Here is a 14,298-nt window from a genome sequence, read left to right as displayed (position 1 = left end):
GACGCGCACTTCGGCCACCCGTCCTCAGAGGTACACGGGACCGCCTCCCGGATGGATTCGCCCCGTGCTCCCCCGGCCATAGCTTCGTGATCACTGGTGTCACGAAGAGAGGCAGACATGTACGGCAAGGCATTCGCGCCCGAGTACCGGGGCGCGCTCGGCGAGCTGTCGGTCAACTCCTCCCTGGAGGAGGTGCTGGCCAGGGCGGTGGAGCAGCGCAGGCGAGCGGAACTGGCCGGATCCGCGCTGGAGTCGGCGCACGCGGGGCTGGCCGTCGCGGAGTCCGCCCGGCGGCTGGGCCGGGTCACCGAGGCCGAGGAGGCATGGAAGGCGAGCTACCGGGCGGCGCGGCGGGCCGGTGACGAGGGCGCCATGGCGTGGGCGGTGTGGAGCGGCGGCACCCTGGCCCGGCAGCGTGGCGAGCTCCCTCTCGCCCGGCGGCTGCTGGCCCTGGCCGCCGGGCTCGCCGAGCGCGGCGGGGACGTCGTGGCCCGGGGCTACTCGCTCGCCGGACTGGCCGAGACCGGCCGGATACAGGGCGACTACCGGGCCGTCGCCGAACTCCACGAGCGGCTCCTGGCGGAGGCCCGGAAGCGGGGCGAGGCCCGGCACACGGTGTGGGCGCTGGAGGGCATCGCGCAGATGCACCGCAACACCGGCGACCACGACAAGGCCCTGGAGATGTTCGAGGAGGCGGCGCGGATAGCGGAGGGCGCCGACGACGCGCGGGGGCACGCCTGGGCGTTGCGCGGAATGGCCGACGTGCTGTCCCTGCGGGGCGGTACGGAACGGGCGCTGGCGCTGCTGTCCCGGGCGGAGACCACCTGCCGGGAGATGAAGCTGGCCGGCGCGCTGGCCTACAACCACAAGATGCGCGGCAACGTGCTCTTCCGGGCGGGCCGGTACGAGGAGGCGCGGGACGTCTACGCCGGTGCCCTGGAGGAGTTCCGGGCCATGTCCGAGCCGCGCGGCGCGGCGCTGGCGGCGCTCGGCCTGGTCAAGGCCCGGGCCCGGCTGGGGCGCGACCTGGCGGAGACGGCGGCCGAGCTGGAGGAGCTGCGGGGCAGGCTGGGCGGGCTGGGGCTGCTGCACGCCCGGGACATGGTCGACAAGGCGTGCGCGGAGCTCGGGGTCGTCCCCGGCCCGGCCGGATCGGAGAGCTGACGTGGCGTCCGTCCACACCCCCCTGCCCCCGGTGTCGCCGGCCGGGGTGCTCGGCCGCTGCCGGGAGCTCGTCGAACCGGCGCTGCGGGAGGCGGTGGGCACCCTTCACCCGTGGCCGCGCCGGATGGCCTCTTTCGCGCTCGGCTGGTGCGAGGCCGACGGCTCCCCGGTCGCGGGCGGCGGTGGCAAGGGCGTCCGTCAGGCGCTCGCGGTGCTGGGCGCCGAGGCGGTGGGCGCGGCCGGGGACGAGGGCGTCGTGGCGGCGGTGGCGGTCGAGCTGGTGCACACGTTCTCGCTGACGCACGACGACGTCATGGACGGTGACGAACGGCGGCGTCACCGGGAGAGCGCGTGGCGGGCGTACGGCACCGGGCCGGCCGTGCTGGCCGGGGACGCGCTGTTCGCGCTCGCCGTCGAGACGCTCGCCCGGCACCGGGGCGGGCACTCCGGGGCGGCGGTGGCGCGGCTGGCCGGGTCGCTGCGCGAGCTCGTGCGGGGTCAGGCCGACGACCTGCTGTTCGAGGAGCGGCCCTGGACGGGTGCGGGGGCGGTGCGCCCGGCGGAGTACGAGGCGATGGCGGCGGGCAAGACCGGTTCCCTGCTGGCCTGCGCCCTGACGCTGGGCCCGGTGCTGGCGGACGCCCCGCCGCCGGTGGTGGAGGCGCTCGGGGAGGCGGGCCGGCAGCTGGGGGCGGCCTTCCAGGCGGTGGACGATCTGCTGGGCATCTGGGGCGATCCGGGCACCACGGGCAAGCCGGTCCACGGCGATCTGGCCCGGGGGAAGAAGACCTTTCCGGTGCTGGCCGCGCTGGCGGCGGACGGCCCGGCCGCCCGCGAGCTCGCCGCGCTCCTCTCCCCCGGCGTCCCGCTGGACGCGGGCTCCGCCCGTCGCGCGGCCCGGCTGGTCGAGGCGGCCGGGGGCCGGGACGCCGCGCTCGCGGAGGCGCGGAGCCGGGTGGCGGCGGCCCGGGAATGCCTGTACGGGGTGCCGCTGGCACCCCGTACGGTGGACGAACTCGTCGCGCTCACCGGGTTCCTGGTGGACCGGCGGCTGTGACGGGGCGCGGGCCGCGCCCGCGGCCCGCGCTCAGGCGTTGCGCAGGACGACGACGCTGCTGGCGGCCTTGTCGTGGAGGCACTGGCGGTAGGGGCTGTCCCACAGGCACCAGAGGATGTTCAGCAGGCCCAGGAGCGGCACGAAGCCCATGAGGTAGCTGCTGAACATGCGCCACAGAGCGCCGCCGTAGGACAGGTTCTGGCCGTCGGAGAGGCGTGCGACGCGGATGCCGCAGATGCGCTTGCCGAAGGTGGACCCCGACTTCGAGAGCATCAGCGGCTCGTAGAGCAGGAACACCGCGATCATGCCGACGATCATCACAAGAGACGCGAGGGGGGCCGCGCCGTCGGCGGTCGCCCTGATCGCGCCACTGATCAGCAACGGGACGATCATGAGAATGACCACGAAGATGCCGTCGAGGATGCGCGCGCCCAGGCGCGCGCCCTGGCCGGCGAGGGCCTGCGGCGGCGGGCCGCCCGCGCCCATCGGGGGCATCGGCGGCGGGTAGTAAGGGGATTGCGGCTGGCCGTAGCCGTAAGGGGGCTGCTGACCGTACGGGGCCTGCTGGCCGTACGGGTTCTGCCCGGCCGGAGGCTGCTGGTAATGACTCACACAACTGATCCAATAGGAGACGCCACCGATCATACAAATCCGTTTCGGGGGGCCGCGGAGATCGATGACAAACGGTTATCCGGAGAACGGCCGCGGATCATCGAATCCCCGGACATTGCCACAGCTTTCGATTGCGACCGCGACTGGCCGTGGCGCGGCTGTTACACAACAGCGGGAAAACCGGCGGGCGCGGATCATACGATCGGATCCTTCTTTCGCGGGCCATTCCCGCGGCACACCCCACACCGACGTCGAGGGGGGATCCGTCGTGTCAGGGCGAATAGCGCGTCGCCGGCTCCTCCGCGTCGCCGGATGCGGCCTGGTCGCCGGGGCGGGCGTGGCGGGGGCCCTCCAGTGGTCGGCGCCGGGGGCGCAACAGGGCGCGCGGCGGGGGCGCTTCGCCGCGCAGCCCGCGAAGGACGGCCCGGCGGAGGCGTTCGTCCACATCATGGCGCACGCCGACGACTCGCTGTACTTCATGAACCCGGAGCTGGAACAGTGCCTGCGCGGCGGGGCTCCGGTGGTGACGGTCTGCATGACCGGCGGCGAGTCCGACGGCCGCAACGCGCTGAGCCTCAGCCCCGGCTACGCCGGACTCCCGGAACGGCGGCCCGACTTCGCCCGCGCGCGGATCAACGGGCTGCGGGAGGCGACCGCTTACATGGTCACCGGTGACTGGCTCAGCCCCTGGCACGTCGAACCGCTGACGCTGCTGCCGGGCTTCCGGGTCGAGTCGCAGACGCTCGTCGCCGCGCCCCGGGTCCAGCTGATCTTCATGGAGCTGGTCGAGGCCCGGGCCCTGCGGGTGCCGCGCCGGGACAGTCTGCGGGGCCTGTGGCTGGGCGCGACGCGTGACCTTCCCACGCTCGTCCCGACCGCGAGCCCGGTGGGCCGGGTCTTCCGTTACACCCGGGAGCAGGTGATCGACTCGCTCGCCGCCGTGCTGGAGCGCCACCGGCCCACCGTCGTCCGGACCCTCGACCCCAACCCCACGCGCCTGCCGCGCCAGCCGCACTACGCCGGCGTCCCTCCCGTGCTCCAGGGCATCGCCACCTACGACCACCAGGACCACACGGCCTCCGCCCACTTCGCGCAGGCGGCCCTGGCCCGGTACTGGGGGCGGGGGCCCGCCCGGCTCACGGCCGTGGACAGCTACCTCGGCTACGAGGTGGCCCTCCTGCCGGACAGTCTCGACGCCGCCACCACCGCCCGCAAGACCACCGTTCTCGACGTCTACGGCTGGGTCGGCGGCCGGAACTGCGGGGATCCGGCGGGGTGCGGCGACCGCAAGGTCGGCGCGCGCTCGAAGGACTCCCGCTGGACGAGCAACCTCCGCCATCGCGCCCCCGGCACCCGGTCCTGGGTGGCGCCGCTGCCGGGCGGGCGGCTCGCGGCCTTCGCGGTCCTCGGCGGCCAGGCGCACTGCTGGACGGAGACCGGGGCGGGCAGCGGCGTCTGGTCCGGGCCGGTGCCCCTCGGCGGCTCGCTGCTGGAGGGCCAGGTGGAGGCGCTGCGGCGCGCGGACGGCACGCTGGGGCTGTTCTCCGTGCGCACCGTGCTGCCGGCGCCCGGTGTCCCCCACCGGCGCGAGGTGGTGACGGCGGCCCAGACCGGCACGGTGTCCGCCGGAGCCCCGTCCTTCGGCCCGTGGCTGTCCCTCGGCGCGCCGGGCAAGGACCCCTCGGGGTCGCTGGAGATGGGCTATCCGGTCGCGGTGACGGGCCGGGACGGCAGGGTGTTCGTCTTCGTGCGGAACCGGTCGGGCGGGGTGAGCTTCCGCTCCACCGACGGCTCCGGCGAGTGGGCGGCGTGGCGGTCCCTGCCGCCGGGCCCCGGGCGGCCCGTGGCCGTCCAGGACGGCCTGGACGCCGCCGTCGACGACGCGGGACGCGTCCACGTCGTCGCGGCCGGCCTCCGGACCGTCCACCACTGGCGGTCCGGGGAGCCGGGCGGGCCGCCGCGCCCGGCCGGGCCGACCCTGCTCCCGGCCGCGACCGGCCCGTTGAGCCTGGTCGCGCTCCCCGGTGGCGGCATGCGCCTGGCCCTGCGCGAACCCGTCACCTCCCGGGTGGTCGTCGCGGATCTGCGGCCGGGCGGCGCGGGCTGGCGGGTCACCGCCCAGTGCGCGCCCATCGGCGGCTACGGCCGGGTGGCGCTGGCGCGGGAGGGCACGGTCACCGTGCTCGCGGCCCGTGACGACGCCGGGCTGGTGCGGCTGTCCGCCGGCTCCGGCCGTCCGGGCCCCTGGCTCGGCGGGGGCGTCCCCCACCGGGGCATGGCCGCGCTCACCCGGGACTCCCGGGGGCGCGTGGTCGCGGTCGTGCTGGGCCCGGACGGACGGCTCGGCAGCGCCCGGGTCAGCGGCACGGGAAGCGCCGCCGTCGCCGACTGGGTCACCCACGACGGCAAGGTCGTGGACGACCTGCTGATGTCCTGAGCGAACCGCGCCCCGAGAGGGGCGCGGAGAACTGCTCGACGAGCCCCCACCGGCGTCCGGCGGGGCGCTCCGTCACTTCTTCTTGATGTCCTGCTGGATGACGCGCTCGACGTTGCGCTCCGCGAGCGCGGTGATGGTCACGAAGGGGTTGACGCCGATGGAGCCCGGGATCAGCGAGCCGTCCGTGACGTAGAGGTTCTCGTAGCCGGAGACGCGGCCGTAGAGGTCGGTGGCCTTGCCCAGGACGGTGCCGCCGAGGGGGTGGTAGCAGAAGTCGTCGGCGAAGGCCTTGAGCCGGGTGCCGAAGAGGTCGTAGCGGTAGATCGTCCCGTTGGCCTTGTTGACGCGGTCGAAGAGCGACTTGGCGGCGGCTACGGCGGGGGCGTTCTGGTCGCGGGTCCAGCGCAGGTTCGCGCGGTCGGCGGCGGCGTCGTAGACGAAGGTGCCGCGCTCGGGGTTCTTGGTGATCGCCAGGTAGAGGCTGACCCAGGTCTCCAGGCCGGCGGGCATCGGGGCGATCTCCGCGAAGACGGGGGCCGCCGGGTTGTTCCAGTCGTCGATGCCCAGGGCGGGGATGGACGACTGCTTGGCGCCCGTGGGGTTCCACATGTGGTTGGCGCGGGCCGTCATGATGTTGCCGTTGGGGCCCCAGCCCTTGCCGATCTCGGAGCTGAGGTCGGGCAGGGCGCCGGTCTCCCGGGCGCGCAGCAGCAGTTCCGTGGTGCCGAGGCTGCCGGCGCCGAGGAACAGATGGCCGCAGGAGATCTCCTTGGCCGCCAGCGTCTTGCCGTAGGCGTCCGTCTCCTCGACGCTCAGGACGTACGAGCCGTCGTTCTGCCGCCGGATGGCCTTGACCTTGTGGAGGGTCCGGATGGTGACCTTGCCGGTGCCGAGGGCGGCGGCGAGATAGGTCTTGTCCAGGCTCATCTTGCCGTGGTTGTTGCCGTAGATGACCTCGGTGGCGAGCGCGGACTTCGGTACCTCCCCGGCGGCCTCGCGGCGCATGTAGTCCCAGTCGTAGACGTTGGGCACGAAGGTGGTGCCCAGGCCCGCCTTGCCGGCCTGGTCGCGGGAGACGCGCGCGAACTTGTACCACTCGGTGTCCTCGAACCACTTCGTGTCGATGTGGTTGACGCGCAGGGTGGAGTTGGCGCGCGGGAAGTACCGGTCGTACATCTCGGCGGCGTCGACCTGGGGCAGCACCTCCTCGAAGTACGAGCGCTTGGGCGTCACGGCCATGCCGCCGTTGACCAGCGAGCCGCCGCCGACGCCGCGGCCCACGTAGACGGACATCTGGTCGTAGTTGACCCGGTCCAGCACGCCGGCGTACGGGGTGATGTCACGGTTGACGACGTCGAGCCAGAGGAACGAGCCGAGCGGGGCCTCGGTGCGCTTCTTGAACCAGCTGGAGCGCTCGTCGGGCTTGAGCATGCCGCTGAAGATCTTGCCGTCCGCGCCCGGCTTGTCCCACTGCTGCCCCATCTCCAGCATCAGGGTCTCCACCCCGGCCTCGCCGAGCCGCAGTGCCGCGACGGCGGCGCCGTAGCCGGTGCCGATCACCACGGCGGGCACGTACGCGCCGCCGTCCCCGGCCCGGCCGGCGGCCTGCGCGCGGGGTGCCGTGGAGATCGTCGTGGCTCCGCTGAGGGCGGCGGCGCTGAGGGCCGCCATGCCGAGCAGACGGCGGCGCGACAGGTGCTGGTTGACTCCCACGTGGACCTGACCTTTCGGAGGCTGGTGAAACCGCTGATGAATCCGGTGCTCAGCCAGTCTGCCCTCGGTTCCGCTCAGGAAAGTCCTAGAAGAATGACCAGACTTCGACAAGGAACTTGCACTTCTTCATAGAAAACGTTCAGAAGCGTTGCTCTCCCCCGAAGCCGATATGTGTGGGACATATGACTCCTGTACGCTCCCGGCCGTCACCGACCTTCCGGAGCGCCCCGTGCAGTTACCACTGGACCCCGCCACCGCCCTCCGCCCGGGCCACGTCCCCGACGCCCTCCACGCCCCCGACGCCTCCTGGCCGACGGCCCTCGCCGCCCCGCCCGCCGGAGCGCTCGACCTCTGGCTGCTCCGGCTCCCCGGACCGTGGCTCGGCGCGGCCGCGCTCGACGAGGCGCCGCTCGACGGCGAGGAGCGCGCACGGGCGGACTCGTTCACCCATCCCTTCGACCGCGCGGGCTATGTGGCGGCGCACTTGACGCTGCGTCGGATCCTGGGGGCGTATCTGGGCGTCGCCCCCGGCGCGGTGGAGCTCACCCGCGAGGCGTGCCCCTGCTGCGGCGGGCCGCACGGCAGGCCGGCCGCGCCCGGCGGGCCCTCGTTCTCCCTGGCGCGCGGCGACGGGCTGGTGCTGATCGGCGTCGCCGCCGCCCCCGTGGGCGTGGCCGCCGAGCGGCTCCCGACCGTGCACACGGTGACCGAGGCCGCCCGCTCCCTCCACCCCGCCGAGCACCACGAGGTGATGGCCGCGCCGGTGGTGCGCCGCCCGGCGGTCCACTCCCGGCTGCGGGTCCGCAAGCGCGCCTACCTCAAGGGCCTGGGTGCGGGCCTGGGCCGCTCCCCCGCCCTCGACTACGTGGGCAACGGCGGCCCGGACACGCCCCCGTGGCCCACCGGCTGGACGATCGTCGACGTACCGGCCGGCCCGTCCTCGGCGGCCGCGGCGGTGCGCGGCGAACTCACGGTCCGCTACGACGTCAGGCGGCTCAGCCCCGAGGGCCTCGCCGCCTGACGTCCGCGAACCGCGCGTCGGCGACCGACTACCGTGCCGCGCCCGCGACTTGACCGCGCGGGCGCGACACGGCGGGGCCGCCGCCGCTACTCCTGATCGCCTGCTGCTACTTCTTGATGGTCCACTCGGCGGTCTCCTTGGCGAAGCCGGAGTCCGGGGTGAAGCTGATGGTCTTGACCTTGGCGTTCTCGGGCATCGAGACGACGACGTAGCCGAGGGCCTTCTGGCCGCCGCTGAGCTTGACCGTGGCGGGCATATTGGCACCGGCGGTGGTGGAGCCGATGGAGTGGGTGTAGGCCTGGCCCGCCTCGTCCGTGACCTTCACGCCGTTGGCCGGGCTGTCGTCGTACACCTCCTTGCCGGTGTTGACGATCTCCAGCTGCGCGGCGACCCAGCGCTTGCCCGCCGAGGGCTTCATGAACTTGTTGTCGCTCTGGGCCGGGTCGGCGAAGTTCTTCAGCGTGACGGCGAGCTGGGCGCCGTTCTTGGCCTTGATGGTGACGGTGTTGCCGACGACCTGACCGCCGTCCTGACCGGCGCCACCCTTGTCGGCACCCTTGTCGGCGCCGCCCTTGCCCGGGTCGGGAGCGACGGCACCCTGGCTGGCGCTGTTGTCGGGCTTGGCGTCGACACCGTCGCTGTTGCAGGCGGTGGCGGTGGCGGCGAGTGCGATGACGATCGCGGCGGTGGAGAGCTGACGACGCATTGGTGTATCCCCCGTGGTGGTTCGGTTTTTGACGTGCACATTCTTACCCGCAGGTCAGAGCCGTTTTCGCCAATCAGGGGGCCTGTGGGCTTCCTGTGACATTCAGGTGATCAAACCGTGGCGGTGCATCCACCGCGACCGGGGACCAATGGGGGCTAACGGATCGGCACGCCCGAGATGGCGCGGGCGATCACCAGGCGCTGGATCTCGCTCGTGCCCTCGAAGACGGAGTAGATCGCGGCGTCCCGGTGCATGCGTTCCACCGGGTAGTCGCGGGTGTAGCCGTTGCCGCCGAGGATCTGCATGGCCTGGGCGGTGACCTGTTTGGCGGTCTCGCCGGCGAAGAGTTTGGACATCGAGCCCTCCGCCGCCGTGAAGGGGCGGCCGGCCGTCGCCATCCAGGAGGCGCGCCAGACCAGCAGGCGGGCCGCGTCGACGCGGGTGCGCATGTCGGCGAGCTGGAAGGCGACGCCCTGGTTGTCGATGATCGGGCGGCCGAACTGGACGCGGGTGCGGGCGTAGTCGAGGGCCACCTCGTAGGCGGCGCGGGCGATGCCGACGGCTTGGGCGCCGACGGCCGGGCGGGACGCCTCGAAGGTGGCCATCGCGGCGTTCCCGCTCCGCCCGCCGCCGTTCGCGCGCTCGTGGGCGCGGGCGAGGCGCTCGTCCAGCCGGTCCTTGCCGCCGAGGAGGCAGTGGCCCGGGACCCGGACGCCTTGGAGGACGACCTCGGCGGTGTGGGAGGCGCGGATGCCGTGCTTGCGGAACTTCTGGCCCTGTGTGAGGCCGGGGGTGCCGGGCGGGACGACGAACGAGGCGTGGCCCCTGGCCCCGAGCTCCGGGTCGACCACGGCGACGACGACGTGGACGTCGGCGATGCCGCCGTTGGTGGCCCACGCCTTGACGCCGTCGATCACCCACTCGTCCTTGGCCTCGTCGTAGCGGGCGCGGGTGCGCATGGCCGAGACGTCGGAGCCCGCGTCGGGTTCGGAGGAGCAGAACGCGGCGATCTTCACATCGTTCGCGTCGCCGTACATCTGCGGCACCCACGTGCCGATCTGCTCGTCCGTGCCGTTGGTGAAGACGCTGACCGCCGCGAGCCCCGTGCCGGTGATCGCGAGACCCAGGCCCGCGTCGCCCCAGAAGAGCTCCTCCATGGCCATGGGGATGCCCAGGCCCGTGGGGTCGAAGAACTGGCGGGCGTAGAAATCGAGGGAGTACAGCCCGATCCTGGCGGCCTCCCGGACCACCGGCCAGGGGAATTCCTCGCGTTCGTCCCACTCCGCGGCCGCGGGTCGCATCACGTCGGCGGCGAAGCCGTGGATCCAGTCCCGGACGGTCTGCTGCTCGTCGCTCAGCTCCGGCTCGAAGGCGGCCATGTCCCCTCCCGGCATGCGCTACTCGCGGTAGCGGCAGTATGTTACCCACGGGTAAAGCCTGTCAACGGACCGCCACCCGAATCCGCTGTGTGGATCGGGTGTTACTTTGCGCAGGCATTTCGAATCACTGGGGCGGGGAGAAACGTCTGATGGAGACCAGTCAGCGAGAAGAGCAGCACAAGGCGGCCGAGCAGCGACGGAAGGAGCTGTTGGAGGCCGCCGACCGGGTGGTGCTGCGGGAGGGACCGGGCGCGTCGATGAACGCCATCGCGGCGGAGGCGGGGATCACCAAGCCCATCCTCTACCGCCACTTCGGCGACAAGGGGGGCCTGTACCGGGCGCTGGCCGTGCGCCACACCGACGCCCTGCTCGCCGGGCTGCGGGCGGCACTCGACGCGCCCACCAACCGGCGCGAGCGGGTGGAGACGACGCTGGACAGCTATCTGGCGGCGATAGAGGCGCGGCCCCAGGTCTACCGCTTCCTGATGCACCCGGCCGACGAGGGCCTCCCCTCCGACCAGGGCTTCGACGTCGGCCGGCACTCGGCGCCGCTGCTGCGGCGCATGGGCGAGGAGCTGGCGCAGGTCATCGTCGAGCGCGTGGACCTCGGCCCGGACGGGGAGGAGCTGGCGCGGGCCTGGGGCCACGGCATCGTCGGCATGATGCACGCCGCCGGCGACTGGTGGCTGCGGGAGCGCCCGTTCCCGCGCGGCCTGCTCGTCCGCCACCTCGCGGACCTGCTGTGGGGCCGCCTGGCCACGTCGGGCGACCGGGCGGACGGCCCGGGGTTCTGACGGGCGTCAGCCCACGCGGTCGAGGGCCGCGGCCCCGGCCGTCGGGGCCTCGCCCGGCGAAGCGGCGGCCGGGGCCGGGGACAGCCCGGCCCGCCGTGCCGCCCGCAGGGCGCGCCACCGCCGGGCCCCCGTGAGGTGGTCGAGGTAGAGGCCGCCGTCCAGGTGGTCGCACTCGTGCTGGAGGCACCGCGCGAAGAAGCCGGTGCCCCGCACCGTGACCGGGGAGCCGTCCAGGCGCACGCCCTCGACGACGGCCTCGTCGAAGCGCGGGGTGCCCGCCTCGATACCCGGCACGGACAGACAGCCCTCGGGGCCGCGGATCACGGGGCCGTCGGTGGCGACGAGCCGGGGGTTGACGATGTGGCCCAGATGGCGGCGGTCCTCGTCGTCGGGACAGTCGTAGACGAAGACGCGCAGCGGCACGCCTATCTGGTTGGCGGCGAGGCCGACGCCGCTCGCCGCGTACATGGTGGCGAACATGTCCTCGACGAGCCGGGCGAGGTCCGTGTCAAAGGCCGTGACCTCCTCGCAGGGTGCCGCGAGACCCCGGTCTCCGAGCAGCCTCATGGGCCGCACACGTCCTGAACTGCCGGGAATGGTGCCTCGTCGCATGGGCCCAAGCGTACGTTCCCCGGGCCGCGGGTTCGGGCCCGCGGCCGGATCTCGATAGGCTGATCCCCGACCGGAGTCTCCTGGCCGGCCCTCGGCACTGAGGGGGCGTTCCACCGGCTGACCAGGAATTTACGGCCCGGCGCCGAACAAGGAGGACTAGGACGATGGCAGGCAACTCGGGGCCGCTGTCGCCGCGGGCCAAGCTCGCCGTGACGGCGGGCAAGGCGGCTGCGGCGGTTTCGCGCGCAGCGGGCCGCGGCAGCGGGTCGGTGATCGGCGGCAAGGTCGCGCTCAAGCTCGACCCCGACCTGCTGGCCCGGCTGGCAACGCACCTGGACGTGGTCCTGGTGTCGGCCACCAACGGCAAGACGACCACGACCCGGCTGATCGCCGAGGCGCTGCGGGCCAGCGGTCCGGTGGTGTCCAACGCGCTGGGCGCGAACATGCCCGCGGGCATCACCTCCGCCCTGGCGGGCGGCTCGGACGCGCGCTACGGCGTGATCGAGGTGGACGAGAAGTACCTGGCGGGTGTGGCCCGCGACACCTCGCCCAAGGCCATAGCGCTGCTGAACCTCTCGCGCGACCAGCTGGACCGCGCCGCGGAGACCCGCATGCTGGCGGAGAAGTGGCGTGAGGGCCTGGCCGGCACCAAGGCCGTGGTGATCGCCAACGCGGACGACCCGCTGATCGTGTGGGCGGCGTCCTCGTCGCAGAACGTGGTGTGGGTCGCGGCCGGCCAGGAGTGGAAGGACGACGCCTGGTCGTGCCCCTCCTGCGGTGGTGTGATGCAGCGCCCGGGCGACGACTGGTTCTGCGGCGAGTGCGGCTTCCGCCGGCCGACGCCGAGCTGGGCGCTGTCGGGGGACTACGTCCTCGACCCCCACGGCTCCGCGTGGCCCATCCACCTCCAGCTGCCGGGCCGGGCCAACAAGGCCAACGCCACCACCTCGGCCGCCGTGGCCGCGACCTTCGGCGTGCCGCCGCAGGTGGCGCTGGAGCGGATGTACCAGGTGCAGGCGGTGGCCGGCCGGTACGACGTGGTGAACTACACCGGCCGTGAGGTGCGGCTGCTGCTGGCGAAGAACCCGGCCGGCTGGCTGGAGACGTTCTCGCTCATCGACGGCCCGCCGGCGCCGGTGATCCTCTCGGTGAACGCCCGCGGCGCGGACGGCACCGACACCTCCTGGCTGTGGGACGTGGACTACAGCCGGCTCGCCGGGCACCCGATCATGGTCATCGGCGACCGCAAGCTGGACCTGGCCGTGCGGCTGGAGGTCGCGGGCGTGGACTTCCGGGTCTGCGAGACGTTCGACGAGGCGGTGCAGATGGCCCCGCCCGGCAAGATCGAGGTCATCGCGAACTACACCGCCTTCCAGGACATCCGCCGCGTCGTCGGCAACTGACCCACGGGCAGCACTCAAAGGATTGTGAGCATGAGCCAGAACAGTCTGCGTGTGGTGTGGGTCTACCCCGACCTGCTCAGCACCTACGGCGACCAGGGCAACGTCCTGGTCCTGGAGCGCCGCGCCCACCAGCGCCGCCTGGACGTCCAGCGCGTGGACGTCCGCTCCGACCAGCAGATCCCCACCTCCGGTGACATCTACCTGATCGGCGGCGGCGAGGACCGGCCGCAGCGGCTGGCCGCCGAGCGGCTGCGCCGCGACGGCGGTCTCAACCGGGCCGTCGCCAACGGCGCGATCGTCTTCTCGGTCTGCGCCGGTTACCAGATCCTGGGCCACGAGTTCATCAACGACCTGGGCCGGCGCGAGCAGGGCCTGGGCCTGCTGGACGTCATCAGCACCCGGGGCGAGGGCGAGCGCTGCGTCGGCGACGTCCTCGCCGACATCGACCCCCAGCTGGGCCTGCCCCCGCTGACCGGGTTCGAGAACCACCAGGGCGTCACCCACCTGGGCCCGACGGCCCGCCCGTTCGCCCGGGTCCGGTTCGGCAACGGCAACGGCACCGGCGACGGCACCGAGGGCGCGTTCAACGAGACCGTCTTCGGTACCTACATGCACGGGCCGGTCATGGCCCGCAACCCGCACATCGCGGACATGCTGATCAAGCTGGCGCTGGACGTCAACGCCCTGCCGCCGGTCGACGACCGCTGGTACGAGGCGCTGCGCGCCGAGCGGATCGCCGCGGCGACACAGCCCGCATAGCGGACGGTCGTGATCCCCGCCGCCCGGACGGTTTAGGGTGGCGGGGATTCCCACCGGACGACGGGGTCCGGTCCTTCAGCGGCCCCGCGGGGCCCCGATCCAAAAGGTCCCCCTGTCATGCGCATCGGTGTGCTCACCTCCGGCGGCGACTGCCCCGGGCTCAACGCCGTCATCCGTTCCGTCGTCCACCGCGCGGTCGTCGACCACGGCGACGACGTCATCGGTTTCCACGACGGCTGGCGCGGTCTGCTGGAGGGCGACCACCGGCCGCTGGACCTGGAGTCCGTGGCCGGCATCCTCGCCACCGGCGGCACCGTCCTCGGCTCCTCCCGGGTGCGGCCCGAGGATCTGCGCGGTGGCGTGGAGCGCGCCCGCGAGCACGTGGCCGCGCTCGGCCTGGACGCCGTCATCCCCATCGGCGGCGAGGGCACCCTCAAGGCGGCCCGCCTCCTGTCGGACGCGGGGCTGCCGATCGTCGGCGTCCCCAAGACCATCGACAACGACATCGCCTCGACCGACGTCACCTTCGGCTTCGACACGGCCGTGGGCGTGGCCACGGAGGCCCTGGACCGGCTGAAGACGACCGCCGAGTCCCACCAGCGGGTGCTGATCGTGGAGGTGATGGGCCGCCACACGGGCTG

General features: G+C 73.2%; 13 protein-coding genes. 8 read left to right on the top strand and 5 right to left on the bottom strand.

What is annotated here, in order from left to right; translation table 11 throughout:
* Positions 1 to 117 precede the first annotated feature (117 nt).
* Together ACX9I7_RS12450 and ACX9I7_RS12445 are read left to right on the top strand one after the other, a co-directional pair.
* Complete coding sequence (locus ACX9I7_RS12450) at positions 118 to 1,164, top strand: tetratricopeptide repeat protein (protein ID WP_387568232.1); 1,047 nt, start codon at positions 118 to 120, stop codon at positions 1,162 to 1,164.
* 1 nt (position 1,165) lies between these two features.
* The gene (locus ACX9I7_RS12445) at positions 1,166 to 2,221 is read left to right on the top strand and encodes a polyprenyl synthetase family protein (RefSeq protein WP_459387344.1); all 1,056 of its coding nucleotides are present in this window, start codon (positions 1,166 to 1,168) and stop codon (positions 2,219 to 2,221) included.
* A 30-nt stretch (positions 2,222 to 2,251) separates the two neighbouring features.
* Here the strand turns inward: ACX9I7_RS12445 and ACX9I7_RS12440 are convergent, their stop codons facing one another.
* Positions 2,252 to 2,833 carry an RDD family protein gene (locus tag ACX9I7_RS12440; protein ID WP_387568226.1) on the bottom strand — a complete coding sequence of 194 codons (582 nt, stop codon included), beginning with the start codon at positions 2,831 to 2,833 and terminating at the stop codon, positions 2,252 to 2,254.
* A 268-nt stretch (positions 2,834 to 3,101) separates the two neighbouring features.
* On the opposite strand from ACX9I7_RS12440, the gene ACX9I7_RS12435 reads away from it, so the two are divergent.
* Entirely contained in the window at positions 3,102 to 5,270 is a 2,169-nt protein-coding gene (locus tag ACX9I7_RS12435; protein WP_459387343.1) for a PIG-L family deacetylase, read from the top strand.
* A 72-nt stretch (positions 5,271 to 5,342) separates the two neighbouring features.
* Here ACX9I7_RS12435 and ACX9I7_RS12430 read toward each other — a convergent pair whose 3' ends face one another.
* A complete protein-coding gene (locus ACX9I7_RS12430) occupies positions 5,343 to 6,941 on the bottom strand; it encodes a GMC oxidoreductase (protein WP_459387430.1) in 1,599 nt (532 codons plus the stop codon).
* 271 nt (positions 6,942 to 7,212) lie between these two features.
* On the opposite strand from ACX9I7_RS12430, the gene ACX9I7_RS12425 reads away from it, so the two are divergent.
* A complete protein-coding gene (locus ACX9I7_RS12425) occupies positions 7,213 to 8,004 on the top strand; it encodes a 4'-phosphopantetheinyl transferase family protein (protein ID WP_459387342.1) in 792 nt (263 codons plus the stop codon).
* Positions 8,005 to 8,110: 106 nt separating this feature from the next.
* Here ACX9I7_RS12425 and ACX9I7_RS12420 read toward each other — a convergent pair whose 3' ends face one another.
* Together ACX9I7_RS12420 and ACX9I7_RS12415 are read right to left on the bottom strand one after the other, a co-directional pair.
* A complete protein-coding gene (locus ACX9I7_RS12420; RefSeq protein WP_459387341.1) occupies positions 8,111 to 8,710 on the bottom strand; it encodes a DUF4352 domain-containing protein in 600 nt (199 codons plus the stop codon).
* Positions 8,711 to 8,865: 155 nt separating this feature from the next.
* Positions 8,866 to 10,089, bottom strand: a complete 1,224-nt coding sequence (locus ACX9I7_RS12415) for an acyl-CoA dehydrogenase family protein (RefSeq protein WP_387568214.1) — start codon at positions 10,087 to 10,089, stop codon at positions 8,866 to 8,868.
* A 149-nt stretch (positions 10,090 to 10,238) separates the two neighbouring features.
* Between ACX9I7_RS12415 and ACX9I7_RS12410 the strand changes: the two genes are divergently transcribed.
* Positions 10,239 to 10,883, top strand: a complete 645-nt coding sequence (locus tag ACX9I7_RS12410) for a TetR family transcriptional regulator (RefSeq protein ID WP_387568211.1) — start codon at positions 10,239 to 10,241, stop codon at positions 10,881 to 10,883.
* 6 nt (positions 10,884 to 10,889) lie between these two features.
* Here the strand turns inward: ACX9I7_RS12410 and def are convergent, their stop codons facing one another.
* Positions 10,890 to 11,495 (bottom strand): peptide deformylase, encoded by a 606-nt coding sequence (def, locus tag ACX9I7_RS12405; RefSeq protein WP_387568208.1) that lies wholly within the window; start codon positions 11,493 to 11,495, stop codon positions 10,890 to 10,892.
* Between the two features lie 164 nt (positions 11,496 to 11,659).
* On the opposite strand from def, the gene ACX9I7_RS12400 reads away from it, so the two are divergent.
* From ACX9I7_RS12400 to ACX9I7_RS12390, 3 genes are all read left to right on the top strand, one after another.
* Entirely contained in the window at positions 11,660 to 12,898 is a 1,239-nt protein-coding gene (locus ACX9I7_RS12400) for a Mur ligase family protein (protein ID WP_126917178.1), read from the top strand.
* A 30-nt stretch (positions 12,899 to 12,928) separates the two neighbouring features.
* Positions 12,929 to 13,657: a type 1 glutamine amidotransferase gene (locus tag ACX9I7_RS12395; RefSeq protein WP_358621352.1), complete on the top strand. Its 729-nt coding sequence runs from the start codon at positions 12,929 to 12,931 to the stop codon at positions 13,655 to 13,657.
* A 117-nt stretch (positions 13,658 to 13,774) separates the two neighbouring features.
* Positions 13,775 to 14,298, top strand: a 524-nt coding sequence (locus tag ACX9I7_RS12390) for a 6-phosphofructokinase (protein WP_459387340.1), incomplete at its 3' end; no start/stop codon positions are given.

This window comes from Streptomyces sp. L500 (assembly GCF_054551825.1).
The sequence above is the reverse complement of the archived record's forward strand: the minus strand, read 5'-3'. Positions and strand labels throughout refer to the sequence as shown.

Coding starts and splice junctions, on each gene's coding strand:
- ACX9I7_RS12415 (WP_387568214.1), bottom strand. CDS start 10,089: ATGGCCGCCTTCGAGCCGGAGCTGAGCGACGAGCAGCAGACCGTCCGG.
- ACX9I7_RS12450 (WP_387568232.1), top strand. CDS start 118: ATGTACGGCAAGGCATTCGCGCCCGAGTACCGGGGCGCGCTCGGCGAG.
- ACX9I7_RS12420 (WP_459387341.1), bottom strand. CDS start 8,710: ATGCGTCGTCAGCTCTCCACCGCCGCGATCGTCATCGCACTCGCCGCC.
- def (WP_387568208.1), bottom strand. CDS start 11,495: ATGCGACGAGGCACCATTCCCGGCAGTTCAGGACGTGTGCGGCCCATG.
- ACX9I7_RS12430 (WP_459387430.1), bottom strand. CDS start 6,941: ATGGCGGCCCTCAGCGCCGCCGCCCTCAGCGGAGCCACGACGATCTCC.
- ACX9I7_RS12395 (WP_358621352.1), top strand. CDS start 12,929: ATGAGCCAGAACAGTCTGCGTGTGGTGTGGGTCTACCCCGACCTGCTC.
- ACX9I7_RS12410 (WP_387568211.1), top strand. CDS start 10,239: ATGGAGACCAGTCAGCGAGAAGAGCAGCACAAGGCGGCCGAGCAGCGA.
- ACX9I7_RS12400 (WP_126917178.1), top strand. CDS start 11,660: ATGGCAGGCAACTCGGGGCCGCTGTCGCCGCGGGCCAAGCTCGCCGTG.